Raw genomic sequence first — 13,912 nt, forward strand, 5'->3', positions numbered from 1 at the left:
CACTAGGCTTGCTCAGGACGAAAGGGTACGTATGTGGATCTCGAGACTGCGCGTCACGGGTGGGTTCCTCAATGGAGTCGATGTCGACTTCACCAGAGGGCTGAACGTCGTGGTAGGTCCACGCGGCGTGGGCAAGACGACTCTCCTGGAGCTAATTAGACACGGACTCGGTGCCAGGCACGCAGACAGAGATCTTGAGAGGCAGCGTCGGACCCTCATCTCATCTGTCCTAGGTGACGGAGAGGTGGTGATTGACCTGGAGGACGAAAAATCCGCCCGTCAACTCGTCGTCGATTCTAAAGGTCGGGGAGTAGAGGCTGCGTACTCTGACCGTGTGTTGGTGCTCGGTCAAAGCGAGCTCGAGGGGATTGCCTCGGATGCTCAGAATCGTCTATCGCTTTTGGATCTCCGTGCAGGTGTCGTGGATCACGAGATCGACTACAGCGAGGTGCGGGAGATCACGCGTCAATTGGCAACAGTGAGGTCGGAGTTGCGTCGCCGACTCGAACTTTCGGAAAAGCGTACAACCTTGGTCGCGGATCTGGAGTTGCTTTCTGCCCAAGAAGCGTCCCTGATCGGCGATGCTGAAGGCCCCGTCGCCGCTAGTCGAAATAGATTGAAGGTCGTCGAAACTCAGGCGGCTAACAACGCGCGGCAGGTTTCGAATCTTGGGGACGTGCGTGATGCCGCCGATGAAGCAAAGGATGGGTTGCAACGTAGTTACAGCGCGGTCTCGCGCGTCATCGACAGATTCCCTCATGTACTCGTCGAGCAGGCATCCTTGCGCGAAGGCTTCGTTCAGTCTCAAGCCTTGATCGCTGCTGCTAACCAGGCAATGATCGAGAGTATTCAGGCAGCCACCGACGTGTTGGAATCTGCACGTTCAGAGGGCAATCGCTTGGCGGATATCGCAGGGCCATTGCGCTCAGAACTTGAGGCGAGCGAAGCTGGCTTGGGCGAGATTACCGCGCAAATCCGCAACGTCAAGGCTCAGTTGCTCGAGCTTGAGGAGAACGACGTTCGCGTCAATATTCTCCGGAAAGAGGGCGCTCTCCTGGCTTCTCGCCGAGCCGAGGCCTTTGCCTTCATTGAAGAGATCGAAGAGCAGCGTTTCGTGCGCCGGCAGCGGGTTGCGGTCGACACGACAGCGCAGGTAACCAACAACATCGCCGTTGAGGTTAAGCATTTTGCGGACGTAAGCTCGCTGAAGACGGTTCTTGCAAATCGTCTTCGAGGAACGCATACGCGAGCGACAGTTATCGAAGATCTGTCGTCGAGGATTCTCCCTCGTACCCTACTTGAGATAGTGGAAGGGGAAGACATCGCCGGCTTGGCGTCGGTTGGCGATTTGACATCTGACCAAGCTACCCGGGTCTACGCGGCTTTCGAGGGCGAGGAAGCGCTAGTAGAGCTTGCATCTATTAGGTTGAAAGACTCTGTTGATTTCATCCTTCGCGACGGAAGAATTGATAAGAGCGTGGACTCCTTGTCCACCGGGCAAAAGTGTGCTGTGACCTTGCCAATCGTCCTTTCGGAGCGCGACCGCGCTCTCATCTTGGATCAGCCGGAAGACCATCTTGATAACGCCTACCTTGTAGATCACGTTGTGACCGGCCTGATAAAGCGGAGCGTAGATGGAACGCAAACGATCGTCGCCACTCACAATGCGAATATTCCGGTTCTCGGTTCTGCGGAACGCGTGCTTGTGATGTCGAGCGACGGCGCTCGGGGTGAGGTGGCGCGAATAGGGGCTTTCGACGCGCCTGATGTCGTAAAAAGTATCACAAAACTGATGGAGGGTGGTAAGGATGCATTCGAGCGACGGCACGACTTCTACCGTGACCATGGTGGTCTAAACGATGGCACTGCCTGATAACATCAGGGATGGCTTAGCGTCGGAGTCACCAAATGCTCGATTGCAAGCGGCGTACTGGCTAAAACGGAACCCGCTCGAGGCTAGTGCTGTGGAGATAGCTCGTGCCCTGCAGCGCGAAACCATCACGCCGGTCCGCACGGTACTGAATGACGTACTGCGTCTTCGTTCCGAAAGCCCGGCACCTGGCTTGTCCAGTTCGTCCTCACTCGGAGGAGTCGAGCATTCCGCGCTTGGACAGGCGGAACTTGCCCGGTTGATTCGTCATGAGCTCGCTCCACCAATCGGCTGGGCGCGCCGGGCCGGAGCGTCGGAGATCGAGGACTTTGCTGCTAGTAGTACTTCCGACGCTCTCGACCGCTTGGATAGGCGTATCGACGCCCTGGTGGCGCTCATTCGATCGGAAGGAGCGTTGGACATGCAACGCTCGTCGCTACAGGCCGTGTTGAAATCGCTGTGGCCAATTCCGCTGGATGCGCCGATTTTCGCCTTCGACGGGCACGCAGAGTCATCAGAAGTCGAGTTTGACACGGACCTTGGACTGTTCGAGTTGATCATCGCGAACGCCTATCAGAATGCGCTTGATAGCGTCTCTGAATTCAGGCTCTCCGGGGATATATCCGTAACCTGGGGAGTGACCTCGTCTCGCTTTTGGGTCCGGATCAGTAATCCTTTCCATGGAGATAGGTTCGACATTTCCGAGGTCAGTGCGGAAGGGGTCACCACAAAAAGTGGACATAAAGGGGTTGGTCTGAGCGTCATGAAGCAGGCTTGTAATCAGCTGCACTACTCTTTCCGTATCTCGGGGCGGGCCAGCGTCGCTACTTTCGTTTTGAGTGGATCGAGGTGGGAAAGTGGTTGAGCCGCTGGCAGTTGTAGTGGACGATGATGCGCAGCAGCTTGGCGAAACGGTTGCGTCGTTGAATCGATTGGGTTTTTCCGTGTCCACGTTTGAGGCGGTTGGGCCTGCGAGAGAAGCTCTTAGCGCCGTGGGGTCTGAGGTCGATCTCTTTGTTCTAGATCGAAAGCTTCCGATGCAGCGTGGGGAAACTGCTGTCGATGAACTTGGTGACCTACTATTTTGGGAAGTTTCGGCCAGTCATCCGGACTCGCGGATCATAGTGTTCAGTGGGTACACTGACTTCGATCACCTCCAGGAGGTTACAGCCAAATCCGGTTCGCTCGAGTTTGGTTTTGGGGATCGGTTGGACAGAGTCTCTGTGTACAAAAAGCAGCAGACCGATCTTTTCGACCGTGCTGTAGCCGAACTGAGTTCCGCGATAAAACAGATCAATCGAATTGCGGTCATGAGTGACCCAAGGCCTCGCACCCTCCAAGTCCGCGCTCTTCGTCGGGTAGCGGCTCACTATGGCGGAACCTCAATTCGTGCGGAGGTCTTGTCCGGTGGGCTGACGCAGGCCGTGGTCTGGCGCTGTAGCATCGCGGACGCCGAGCATGTACTTGCCTCCGTAATCGTTAAGGTCTCCGCGTCGGCACCTACGCCGAATGGGATACAAGAGTTGCTTCCTCATAGTCTGGTCGCTAGTCGACTGGCAACGGTGAGGGGTGCGATGTTTGGGTCGGTTGCTAGTGTCTTGCAAATTGCCGGTCCGGAACCAGTCTCACTATTTGACGTCTTGAAGGAATCAAACGGAAGCTCGCTACCTGTGATAGAGCAGTTGCGTCTGGGAATGGATTCGGCCCTCCCGGCCGGTGAACGCCGGGACGTGCGACTGGTCGATCTATTACCCCCCGTGATCCAGCCAGACCGCTTGCAGAGCGTCCTCGAGGGCCTTGGCGTTCCGACTCCGGACTTGGACCTTTGGGTGCCCACGACCTTCCGCATGTCTCATCTCGACTTTCACGGCGGGAACGTTTTAGTCTGCGATGGGGCTCCGGTTGTGATCGATTCTGAGGACAGCGGGTTTGCGTCTTCGGTCGTCGATCCGCTCGTGATGTTGATGTCCAGCTGGATCCACCCCGATTCGGCTTACTTTGGGGGCCCGTGGCCGGCTGAGGATGCTACGACGGAGGAGTTCTGCGGGGACACCTTTGTTAGCGGCTCCCCGGACCCCGCCTTCTATGGGGAACTCGTGGCTTGGATCCAGGATCGAACGACGTCACCTCGGGAATTTTGGGGCCTAGTGCTTGCCTATGGAACTCGGCAAACTACCTTCCCCAATGTTCAAAAATCGCCGCTATCACTCCGTCGGCTGACGAATCTCGTGCGCTTCGCGGCAGAGCGACTCGCTGATTAGCAGGCCTTGGCTCCCATAACCCCTGACGGCGCCGTTGAGGCCACACCGGGTGCGGCGCACGTTGTCTCGTCGACCCGCAGGACTACGCTCCGGAGCAGGCGCGCAGAACACGCTCGCGTCGAACCCGAACGAGAGGTCAGCACGTGGTGCAGGAGATCGCGATCCGTGTCCGTCTGCGGGAGCAGGAACGAGTGGTGCTCAGCGAGTACGAGCGGATCGTGGGCTCCGTCGCCACGGTGGCCGCCCTCGCCGCATGGCTGCCGAACCCCGACACCCGCCTGGTCGTTCGCGGCCGCGGCGCGGAGCCGGTCCGCCTCGAGACCGTCACCTACGGCTCGGTGGTCGAGATGCTCGTCGTGCTCGACCAGCGCTCCGCCGGGGTCGAACGTGCCGCCGCCGCCATCGCCGCGCTCATCGAGTCGGTCCGCCACGAGCACGTCGCCGACGACGTCTCCGGGGTCGCCGGGGAACTCGATCGACTCGACCGCGCCGCACCGCGCGGACGCTCCGCCGTGGAACGCGCCCTGCGCACGTTCCTCGAGGGTGCACGGTCGGACGTCCTCGCGCGCAAGGCGACCACCCGGGTGCGGACCGCGCAGGCCCTGCTCCGGCTCGCCGAGGCGGACGCGGTCCTGACGGTCGAGCGGGTCGCCGACGCTCTGGCACCGGTGCTCGAGGAGCACGCGGTCGACGTCGAGCTGGACACCGGGTCGGCCGTGGTCGTCGAGCCGATCGACGGGGTGGAGTCGCCGGAGACCGAAGCTGCGTCCGCCGACGCCGACGCCTCGCAGGCGGAGCCGGAGACCGTGTCGGCCGTCCTGTCACTGCCGACGGGTGCGAGCAAGGCGAAGTCGAAGAAGGACGACGGCAAGAAGAAGTCGAAGAAGGACGACGACGGCAAGAAGAAGTCGAAGAAGGACGACGACGACAAGAAGAAGTCGAAGAAGGACGACGACAAGAAGAAGAAGTCCAAGAAGGACGACGCGAAGAAGAAGTCCAAGAAGAAGAAGTAGCTCGCGGCCGCTCCCGCTAGAAGTCGAACAGGTTCGCCCGGATGCCTCCGGCGCCGTACTCCCGTCGCAGGAGCCCACGGCGCCGGAGCACGGGCACCAGGTCGCCGAACGTCCGGTGGATCTGCGCCGGGTGCAGGTCGCCCGAGAAGATGATCCCGTCGTTGTCGGCGTCGCTGCCGAGCTCCTCGATGAAGTCCGCGAACTCGTCGGCGGTCCCCACGAACCCCGAGCGTGACGCGATCCGCCCCTGCCGTGCCTTCCGGGCGAGCAGCTCCCGCAGCGGTGCGTCCGGGGTGTCCCCGAGCAGCCCGCGGATCGTGCCGGCCGAGACGTGCTCGCCGAAGGTCCCCTCGGGCACCGGGGCGTCCAGGTCGAGCGTGAGCAGGTCGGTCTCCGAGTCACTCGACCACGCGATCGCCGCCGCTCGCAGGGCGTCGTCGGTGGGGTGCTCGGACGCCGCGACGATGCGGTCGGCCTCCTCCGGTGAGGACACGATCACGGGCTTGAGCACGAACAGGATCCGCAGGTCCGTGGTGGACCGCCCGGCGGCCTCGGCTGCCGCGATCACCCGGGCGCGGTAGTCCGTCACCGCGGGGGCGGACAGCGGCGCGAGCGCGAGCTGCACGTCCGAGTGGGTCCCGGCGAAGGCGAGTCCACGACCCGACCCGCCCGGGGAGACGACCACGGGGTCCGACGCCAGCGGCAGCGCGTTGAGCGGACCGTCGGCGGTGAAGTACGTGCCATCGTGGTGGAACGCTTCGAGCGCGTCGCCGTCCGCGAAGTGCCAGGAGTCCGGTGCGCCGACGTACCCGTCGCCCCACGAGTGCCAGAGCCGGCGGAGCAGGGTGATCCACTCCTCGGCCCGGTCGTACGCCTGGTCGTGGGGCAGCGGCGGCAGCCCGGCGTGCCGTGCGCTGCCGACGTCGGTGACGACGTTGATGCCGAGCCGGTCGGAGGACAGGTGCGCGAGGGTCGCGAACTGTCGTGCCGCCAGGTACGGCGGGGTGATCCCCGCGTTCACGGTCGGCGCGATGCCGATGTGCGAGGTCGCGGCGAACAGGTACGGGGCGAGCAGCAGCGGGTCGTGCTTCGGGCCGCCGTACGCCTGTCGGATGCGCAGGTCGAGGGTCGCGGGGTTCCCGAGCGAGACGGCGTCCTCGGCGATGACCAGGTCCATGCCGGCCTGCTCCAGCGTCCGGACGGACTGCTGGTACAGGTCCGGCTTCGTCCAGTCGTGGCCCCAGTCCCAGTCGGACCGCCCCCACGCCTGCGGGCCGAAGCCGCGTGAGAAGAAGTACCCGAAGTGCTGCGGCTCGGCCATTCAGCGCTCCTGCCGGTCGAGGGCCGGCCCACCGACTGCCGGGTGTTCCGCGTGCGACGCTCCACGCGCCTCCAGACCGCCGACGGCGCCTGCGGAACGCACGGCGGCGAACCCGCGTTCCAGGTCGCGGAGCAGGTCCGCGACGTCCTCGATGCCGACCGACAGGCGGATCAGGCCGTCGTCGATGCCCTGCTCGGCACGTTCCTGTGGGGTGCGCCCGGCGTGCGTCGTGGTCGCCGGGTGCAGGATCAGCGAGCGGACGTCGCCCAGGTGGGTCATCCGGCTGAACAGCTGCACGGCGTCGATGAACGCCCGCGCGGCGGCTTCGCCACCGGCGAGCGTGAAGGCGAAGACGGATCCGGCCCCACGGGGCAGGTAGCGCTGGGCGAGGTCGTGGAACGGACTGGAGGCCAGGCCCGCGTGGTCGACGCTCGTCACCTCCGGCTGCTGGTCCAGCCAGGACGCGACGGCCAGCGCGTTCGCGCAGTGGCGTTCGACCCGCAGCGACAGCGTCTCGATGCCCTGGCGGAGCAGGAAGGCGTTGAACGGTGACGGTGCCGGACCGATGCGTGCGGCGACGACGTCGCGGGCGTACACGGCGAACGCGCGGTCGCCGTACCGCTCGACGTAGCTCTCGCCGCCGAGCGACCGCTCCGGGCTGGTCAGGTGCGTCCAGCGCTCGGGCGCGGCGGACCAGTCGAACGTGCCGCCGTCGACGACCACGCCGCCGAGTCCGGCGCCGTGGCCGGACAGGAACTTCGACGCCGAGTGCACGACGATGTCCGCACCGTGCTCGACCGGGCGCACCAGGTACGGCGTGGCGAGGGTGTTGTCGACGATCAGCGGGACGCCGGCGCGGTGTGCGGTCTCGGCGACGCCGGTGATGTCGAGGACGTCGTTCTTCGGGTTCGGGATCGTCTCGGCGAAGAACGCCTTCGTGTTCGGTCGGACCGCGGCGGCCCAGGCGTCGAGGTCGCGCGCGTCGGGTACGAAGTCGACCTCGATGCCGAGCCGGCCGAGGTTCTGCCGCAGCAGCCCGCGGGTGCCCTCGTAGATGCTCCGGGCACTGACGACGTGGTCGCCGGCCTGCAGGAGCCCGAGGAACGCCACGGTCGCCGCCGCCTGTCCGCTGCCGACCAGGATCGCCTGGACGCCGCGTTCGAGCAGCGCGACGCGACGCTCGACGTCGGCGTTCGTCGGGTTGCCGAGGCGCGTGTAGGTGTAGCCGTCGTCGGTGTCGGCGAAGCGGTCGCGCGCCTGGTCGAAGTCGTCGAACAGGAACCCGGAGGACATGTGGATCGCGGGGACACGGGCACCGTGCCCCGTGTCGGGCACGAAGCCGCCGTGCACCTGCTCGGTCGCGAAGCCGTGGACGTCGGTCGCCATGGGACACCTCCGGGGGTCGTCTGGCGGTAGCCTCGCAGCCCCTCGGCGTGGACAGACGATTGCGGCCCCCGGTTACGCGAGCGCAGCCTCAGACGAGCGCGCGGACGCCGGCGACGACGGTGTCCCAGACCTCGAGCAGCGGCCCGCGCGCCAGCCACACCACGACGCCGTTCACGACGACGAACAGCACGAACCACAGCGACGCCGGCACGCGCATCTCCGCCGCGGCGATGTGGAAGTCCGTCTGCACCCGGGCACCGGTGAGCAGCCAGCGGCCGACCTGCGCCACCGAGCGCAGCCCGTCGACGACGAAGAACGCCCCGACTGCGGCGACCACCAGCACCGTGGCCTCGGACGGCCGGACGGCGACCCACAGGGCGAGGGCGTCGAAGCCGAGCACGACCAGCAGACCGAACCAGTTCCGCACGAAGGCCAGTGCCACGAGCCCGATCACCGCGAGCACGACCACGGGCAACCAGCGTGACCCGTGCAGCACTCCGGTCACCAGCAGCACCCCGGCCCAGAGCGGTGCGCTGTAGCCCGCGTACAGGTTGAGGATCCGGACGAGCCACCGGATGCCGCCGGGGACCCGACCGAGCTGGACCCAGGCCTCGCCGGACCCGTCCGGGTGCAGCTCGATCCGCTGGATGCGGCCGCCGAACGGCACGACGACGATCGCGTGCCCGACCTCGTGCGCGATGGTCGCGGCGATGCGGGCGACTCGCCCGACGAACGGGACGAACGGCAGGACGGCGCCGATGAGGAGCGCGACGAAGACGAGGGGCGGGGCTGCGGTGGTCAAGGGACCAGCATCGCAGCCCCGCCCAGGAAGACCCTGCGGATCCGGGTCCCGGTCAGGGGAGCACGGACGTCGTCAGCACCACCGCGATCAGGACCACGGTGCCGGCGATGGCCAGGGCGGTGAGGACGGCGAGGAACACCGTCAGGCGGTTCACGCGGCGTCGCCCGGCTATTCGACCGTCACCGACTTCGCGAGGTTCCGGGGTTTGTCGACGTCGCACCCGAGCTGCAGGGCGAGTTCGCGGGCCAGCATCTGCAGCGGGACGACGGCCTCGAGCGGGCCCCACGGCGCGGTCATCGCGCCCCAGGCCAGGTCGCCGGTGCCACGCCGGCCGAGTGCGGGGATGTCCGCGGTCTCGCCGCCGATCGTGATGACGAAGCCGCCGCGGGCCCGGACCTCGGCGATCGCCGACTGGATCTTCGGCTCGCCGTGGTCGATGACGACCACCGGGGTGCCGTCGTCGACCAGGGCGAGCGGGCCGTGCTTGAGCTCGCCGGCGGGGTAGGCCTCGGCCCAGCGGTAGCTCAGCTCCTTGAGCTTCAGGGCACCCTCGGCTGCGTACGGCAGGCCGGCCCCGCGGCCGAGGAACAGGAACCCGGACGCCTCCTTGACGCTCGACACCAGCAGCGGCATCCGCTCGGCGGACACCCGCGCGGCGTGCTCGATCCGGGCCGGCAGGTCGCGCAGCTCGTCGACGAGCACCTGGGCGCGCGACGGCTCGATCCGGCCGGACGCCACCATCGCCGAGATCATCGCCGCGACGCCCACCACGACCTGCGCCGTGAACGTCTTCGTGGCCGCGACCCCGATCTCCGGACCGGCGTGGCAGTCCAGCACGGCGTCGGCCCGTCGGGCGAGCGAGGAGTGCATGTTGTTCGTCAGCGCGAGCACCGGGTGCCGGTCCTCGAAGCGGTCGAGGGCGCGGAGCACGTCGGCGGTCTCCCCGGACTGGCTGATCGCGACGACCAGGGTGCCCGGGCCGAGCACGGCCTGGTCGGCCTCGCTCGCGACGACGATGTCCGTGGGCACACCACCGATGCCGCGCAGCGCCGTCGCGATCACCTGGCCGGCGTTCAGCGACGTGCCGCAGGCGACGATCGCCAGCCGGTGGAAACCGGCCAGGCCGAGCCCCACCCACATGCTGCCGTCGGCCGTGCGCCGGGTCACCCGGTCCAGGATCCCGGCGACGACGTCGGCCTGCTCGTCGATCTCCTTCGCCATGTGGTCCGTGTGGTCGCCGAGGTCGAGGGCGGCGGCGGCGAACGGAGACGGCGTGGGGAACGGCACCGGCACCGTGATGCCGTCGGACGACCAGGTCCAGGCCTCGCCGAGCTCGACGACGTCGCCGTCGCGGAGCGCCACGAAGGTCTCGCACCACTCGGCGATCGCGCCGATGTCGCTCGCCACGAAGTCACCGCGGCCGGAGCGGGCGACGACGAGCGGAGAGCGGTCCGCCGCCACGACCATCCGGCCGTCGCGGGCGTCCAGGACGACGATCGCCCACGACCCCTCGAGCTGCGCCGTCGCGATCTGCACCGCGAGCATCAGGTCCGGGTCGACCGCCAGGGCCCGCTCGACCAGGTGCGCGATGACCTCGGAGTCGACGTCGGATCGGAACCGGTGTCCCTGCGCCTCGAGCGCCTGCCGCAGCTGTTCGGCGTTCTCGATGATGCCGTTGTGCACGATGGCGATCCGGCCGGTGCAGTCGGCGTGCGGGTGCGCGTTCGCCTCGCGGACGGCACCGTGCGTGGCCCAGCGGGTGTGGCCGATGCCGACGCCGGTGAGCGCGGCACCGGAGCGGGCCGCGACGAGCGTGCGCAGGTCACCGACACGGGACACCGAGCGGATCGTCTCGGTGCGGCCGACGGCCGTCCGGACGGCGATGCCCGCGGAGTCGTACCCGCGGTACTCGAGCCGCTCGAGTCCGTCGAGCAGGTAGGGGGTCGCGTCGTCAGACACGCGGGCCGCGATGATGCCGCACATCGGCTGTCCCTTCGGGGGAACGAGGGTGGGTGGAACGGGGTGGTGGGGCGGCACCGACCGCCGTCGGGTCTGCCGCGCGTCCGGGGTCCCCCGGCCCGGGAACCGACGCCCGTCCTCGGATCAGGCGAGGACGGACGTCGGTGTCGGTGGGCCGGGAGGTTCGGGTACCGGACTCGGGTACCGCGGGCTGGCCCCCGGGGGAGGGGCACGGCGGTCGGTGCAGGAGTAGCCTCACCCGCCGCCGACCGCACGGCAACACCCGTCGGACGCTCTTGCGGTTCCCCGCGTGCGGGGCACACCGCGCTGCGGGCGTGTGCGGACTCCCGCAACCGCGCGCGCTTCGCGTGGAGCGGCGCGCCAGCGGCGCGCGGCGCCAGCGCCGACCGAGCCTGCGAGGTCGGTTGCGTGAAGACGTGGAGCGCAGACGGACGGGAGGCCCGGTACCAGCTGGTACCGGGCCTCCCGTCCGTCTGCGCGGTCTTCGCTCTGAGCGACGCGCCAGCGGCGCGCGGACCCAGCGCCGGGCGAGCCTGCGAGCCCGGTCGGATGTGCCTCTCCTACGTGAGGAGCGCGACCAGGTGCGATCGCGACCGCGCGCCGACCTTGCGGTAGATCTGCGTGAGTCGCAGTTCCACCGTGCGCTGCGACATGAACAGCGACGAGGCGATCTCGCGGTTGCGGTAGCCCTCGGTGACCTTCTGCACCACCGCACGCTCCTCGGCGGTCAGCGAGGTGAGCACCGCCGACGCGTCCGGGGCGCTGCGCGGCGTCCCGGGGAACGCCGGCGAGGGGACCGGTGCGGAACGGAGCGACGACGAACGCGTGCCGAACTGCGGCATCGCCGCTGCCGGCGCCGGCGTCACGAGGGGACGACGCAGGCCGGCCGCCTCGTAGGCCGCTGCGGCCGCCGCTCCGAGGCGCGGACGCTCGGCCGGGCTGCCGACGGCGGCCAGGGCTGCGAAGGTGCGTGCCCGCTCGTACTGCGAGTCGTGCGGCTGGAACAGCTCCAGCGCGCGGCGACGAGCCGTCTCGCGAGTGGTGTCGTCGGCGACGAGCGCGAGGCTCCGCGCCAGGACGAGGGCACCCCAGCGCCCGGGACGGGCGTGGTGGTCGGCCGCGAGGCGCGCCGTGATGGTCCGGGCGTCGTCGACCCGTCCGAGGCGCACGTACGCCTCGACCAGGTCGCCGAGGTGCCGGAGCACCGCCGGGTTCCGGAGGGACCGGCCGATCGCGTCGGCGGCCTCGAGCGCGGTGGCCGCCTCGTCGAGACGACCGTCGAGCAGCAGGACCTTGCCGCGGAGCGCGTGCAGCTTCGCCGTCGCCGCCCACAGCCGACCGGTCGACCGATGCCCGAGGCACCGGTCGACGACGTCGAGCGCCTCGGCGGACCGGCCCTCGGCGAAGTGCCGCCACGCCACGGCGATCGCCCGGGACGGCTCGCGCAGCCGCTCGGCGACCGACGAACCGGCCTCCCACACGTCGATCGCGCGGAGCGCCTGCCGGAAGTTGCCGGAACGCACCTCGTTCTCGGACGTCAGGTACCGGGCCGCCTCGGTCCAGACCGCCGCGGTCTCCTGCCCCCGGGCGAGGACGAGTGCGAACACCCGTCGCGCGCTCCGGTAGCGCTCGCCGATGCTCAAGGCATGCGCGAGGAGCAGCAGGGCCGGGTCCGACATCGCCACGAGCGCCGACGTCGCGAGCCCGTCGTGCAGCTCGGTGTCGGGCGGCAGCACGCCGTCCACGGCGGCGATGAGCTCCCGCGCGGTCGTCGCGATCTCGAGGGTGTGCGCGGACGCCGACCCCTCGAGCGGTTCGATGCGGTGCAGCAGGTCCTTCGCCTGGTCGAGCTCCCACGCCTCCGCCCGGAAGCACGCCACCATGGCCATCAGCCCGGCGATGGCGTCCACGTCCGTGGGGTCGGTCGTGTCGACGGGGACGAGGAGTTCGTCCGCGTGCACGGCGTCCCCGCTGAGGTACTCGGCCGAGTACTGCAGGCGCAGTCGACGGACCTCGTTCGGCGTCGTCCGGAACGGACGGAGCGCCGCCAGGTACCGCGCGGCGAAGCCGAGCAGGCGCTTGCCGAGCATCGCCTCCGCGACACCGAGCAACGCCACGTGCTCGTCCTCCGTCCCGCCGCCGACGTGCAGGGCACGCTCGGTCAGCGCGATCGCGGCGTGCACGTTGCCGTCCACGACGTACGACCGTGCGGCCTGGAGCAGCGCGACCACGTCGGGGACGTCGTCGACGAAGCTCCGGTGCCACGCGGCGGCCCGCGGGTCGGACTCGGCGCTCGCCGTGGCCAACGCCGCGTGCGCTGCACGGCGGTCCCGTGCGGGCATCCGCCAGTACAGCGCGGAGCGCACCAGGGGGTCCCGCACGGTGACGCTCTGCCCGCGGACGGTCGCGAGACCGGCCCCGACCAGGTCGTCCAGCTCGTCCCGGTCCCACGCCGTGGTCTTCGCGACCGGCACCAGGGCGAGCTTCGCGAGGACGTCCAGATCGCGTCCCGCGGCGGGCCCGAGTGCGAGTGCCGCGATGGCCTCGGTCGTCGGAGTGGGGCGGAGCGGCAGCACGATCGGCTCCGCACCGGTGAGCTGCTCCCGGGTGAGCACCGCGAGCTGTTCGCGGAGCGCGCCGGGGTTGCCTCCGGTCTCCTCGGCGAGGACGGCGAGGACGCCGTCGTTCGCCTCGGCCGGTGCCATGGCACGGGCGAGCACGAGTGCCTCGTCCGACGGCAACGGTTCGATCCGGAGCGCCGGCAGGGCCGCGAGCGGACCGTCCGACGGTACCGACCGGACCGTGGCCACGACGCGCAGTGCGGTCCCGGCGAGCCGGCCGGCGAGGAACGCGATGAGCTCCTGGCTCTCCGCGTCCATCCGGTCGAGGTCGTCGATCAGCACGAGTGTCGGCGGCAGGGTGAGGGCGTGCACGGCGTCGAGGAAGTCGTGCGCCGCCGCCAACCCGGCCGTCACGGCGGCCGCCGTCTCGCCGGCCTGCAGGAGGTGGGCGATGTGCGCGGTCGCTCGGGGGTCGTCGAGTGCGGTGAACAGGGAGGTCACCCCGGCCAGCGGCCAACGGGATTCACTCCCGTTGACACCGACCCGGACGACGGGGAGGGAAACGCGGTTCGAGACCGCGTCGAGGACGCTGCTGCGTCCGGAACCAGGGTCGCCGACCACGACCATCGCGGACTCCCGGGGGAGCACTGCGAGGGTCGCGATCCGGTCGACCTCGAGACGTCGACCGGTGAGTGCCATGACTCACCGGCCTCCGGGT

8 protein-coding genes are annotated in these 13,912 nt (G+C 68.3%); 3 read left to right on the forward strand and 5 right to left on the reverse strand.

Translation table 11 applies throughout. The annotated features are described in order from the left end of the window. Nucleotides 1–31: 31 nt before the first annotated feature. The 3 genes from KK097_RS09105 (at nucleotide 32) to KK097_RS09115 (ending at nucleotide 5,144) form a co-directional block, all read left to right on the forward strand. A complete protein-coding gene (locus KK097_RS09105; protein ID WP_214544403.1) occupies nucleotides 32–1,873 on the forward strand; it encodes an AAA family ATPase in 1,842 nt (613 codons plus the stop codon). Nucleotides 1,874–1,964: 91 nt separating this feature from the next. Continuing rightward, on the forward strand, nucleotides 1,965–2,735 hold the full coding sequence (locus KK097_RS18650) for a GHKL domain-containing protein (RefSeq protein ID WP_214544404.1): 771 nt from the start codon (nucleotides 1,965–1,967) through the stop codon (nucleotides 2,733–2,735). A gap of 1,539 nt (nucleotides 2,736–4,274) precedes the next feature. Then, complete coding sequence (locus tag KK097_RS09115) at nucleotides 4,275–5,144, forward strand: hypothetical protein (protein ID WP_214544405.1); 870 nt, start codon at nucleotides 4,275–4,277, stop codon at nucleotides 5,142–5,144. A 16-nt stretch (nucleotides 5,145–5,160) separates the two neighbouring features. Here the strand turns inward: KK097_RS09115 and KK097_RS09120 are convergent, their stop codons facing one another. From KK097_RS09120 to KK097_RS09140, 5 genes are all read right to left on the reverse strand, one after another. After that, nucleotides 5,161–6,465: an LLM class flavin-dependent oxidoreductase gene (locus KK097_RS09120; protein ID WP_214544406.1), complete on the reverse strand. Its 1,305-nt coding sequence runs from the start codon at nucleotides 6,463–6,465 to the stop codon at nucleotides 5,161–5,163. Continuing rightward, complete coding sequence (locus tag KK097_RS09125) at nucleotides 6,466–7,851, reverse strand: O-acetylhomoserine aminocarboxypropyltransferase/cysteine synthase family protein (RefSeq protein WP_214544407.1); 1,386 nt, start codon at nucleotides 7,849–7,851, stop codon at nucleotides 6,466–6,468. It lies immediately after the preceding gene. A gap of 88 nt (nucleotides 7,852–7,939) precedes the next feature. Beyond that, nucleotides 7,940–8,653 (reverse strand): M50 family metallopeptidase, encoded by a 714-nt coding sequence (locus tag KK097_RS09130; RefSeq protein ID WP_214528594.1) that lies wholly within the window; start codon nucleotides 8,651–8,653, stop codon nucleotides 7,940–7,942. 168 nt (nucleotides 8,654–8,821) lie between these two features. Beyond that, complete coding sequence (glmS, locus tag KK097_RS09135) at nucleotides 8,822–10,636, reverse strand: glutamine--fructose-6-phosphate transaminase (isomerizing) (protein ID WP_214528593.1); 1,815 nt, start codon at nucleotides 10,634–10,636, stop codon at nucleotides 8,822–8,824. A 557-nt stretch (nucleotides 10,637–11,193) separates the two neighbouring features. Then, on the reverse strand, nucleotides 11,194–13,893 hold the full coding sequence (locus KK097_RS09140; RefSeq protein WP_214528592.1) for a helix-turn-helix transcriptional regulator: 2,700 nt from the start codon (nucleotides 13,891–13,893) through the stop codon (nucleotides 11,194–11,196). Between the last annotated feature and the right edge of the window lie 19 nt (nucleotides 13,894–13,912).

It is taken from the genome of Curtobacterium flaccumfaciens (genome assembly GCF_018598405.1).
GTDB lineage: Bacteria > Actinomycetota > Actinomycetes > Actinomycetales > Microbacteriaceae > Curtobacterium > Curtobacterium aurantiacum.

Excerpts from the sequence above, each read along its gene's own strand:
- KK097_RS09105 (WP_214544403.1), top strand. The coding sequence starts at position 32 with ATGTGGATCTCGAGACTGCGCGTCACGGGTGGGTTCCTCAATGGAGTC.
- KK097_RS09120 (WP_214544406.1), bottom strand. The coding sequence starts at position 6,465 with ATGGCCGAGCCGCAGCACTTCGGGTACTTCTTCTCACGCGGCTTCGGC.
- KK097_RS09125 (WP_214544407.1), bottom strand. The coding sequence starts at position 7,851 with ATGGCGACCGACGTCCACGGCTTCGCGACCGAGCAGGTGCACGGCGGC.
- glmS (WP_214528593.1), bottom strand. The coding sequence starts at position 10,636 with ATGTGCGGCATCATCGCGGCCCGCGTGTCTGACGACGCGACCCCCTAC.
- KK097_RS09140 (WP_214528592.1), bottom strand. The coding sequence starts at position 13,893 with ATGGCACTCACCGGTCGACGTCTCGAGGTCGACCGGATCGCGACCCTC.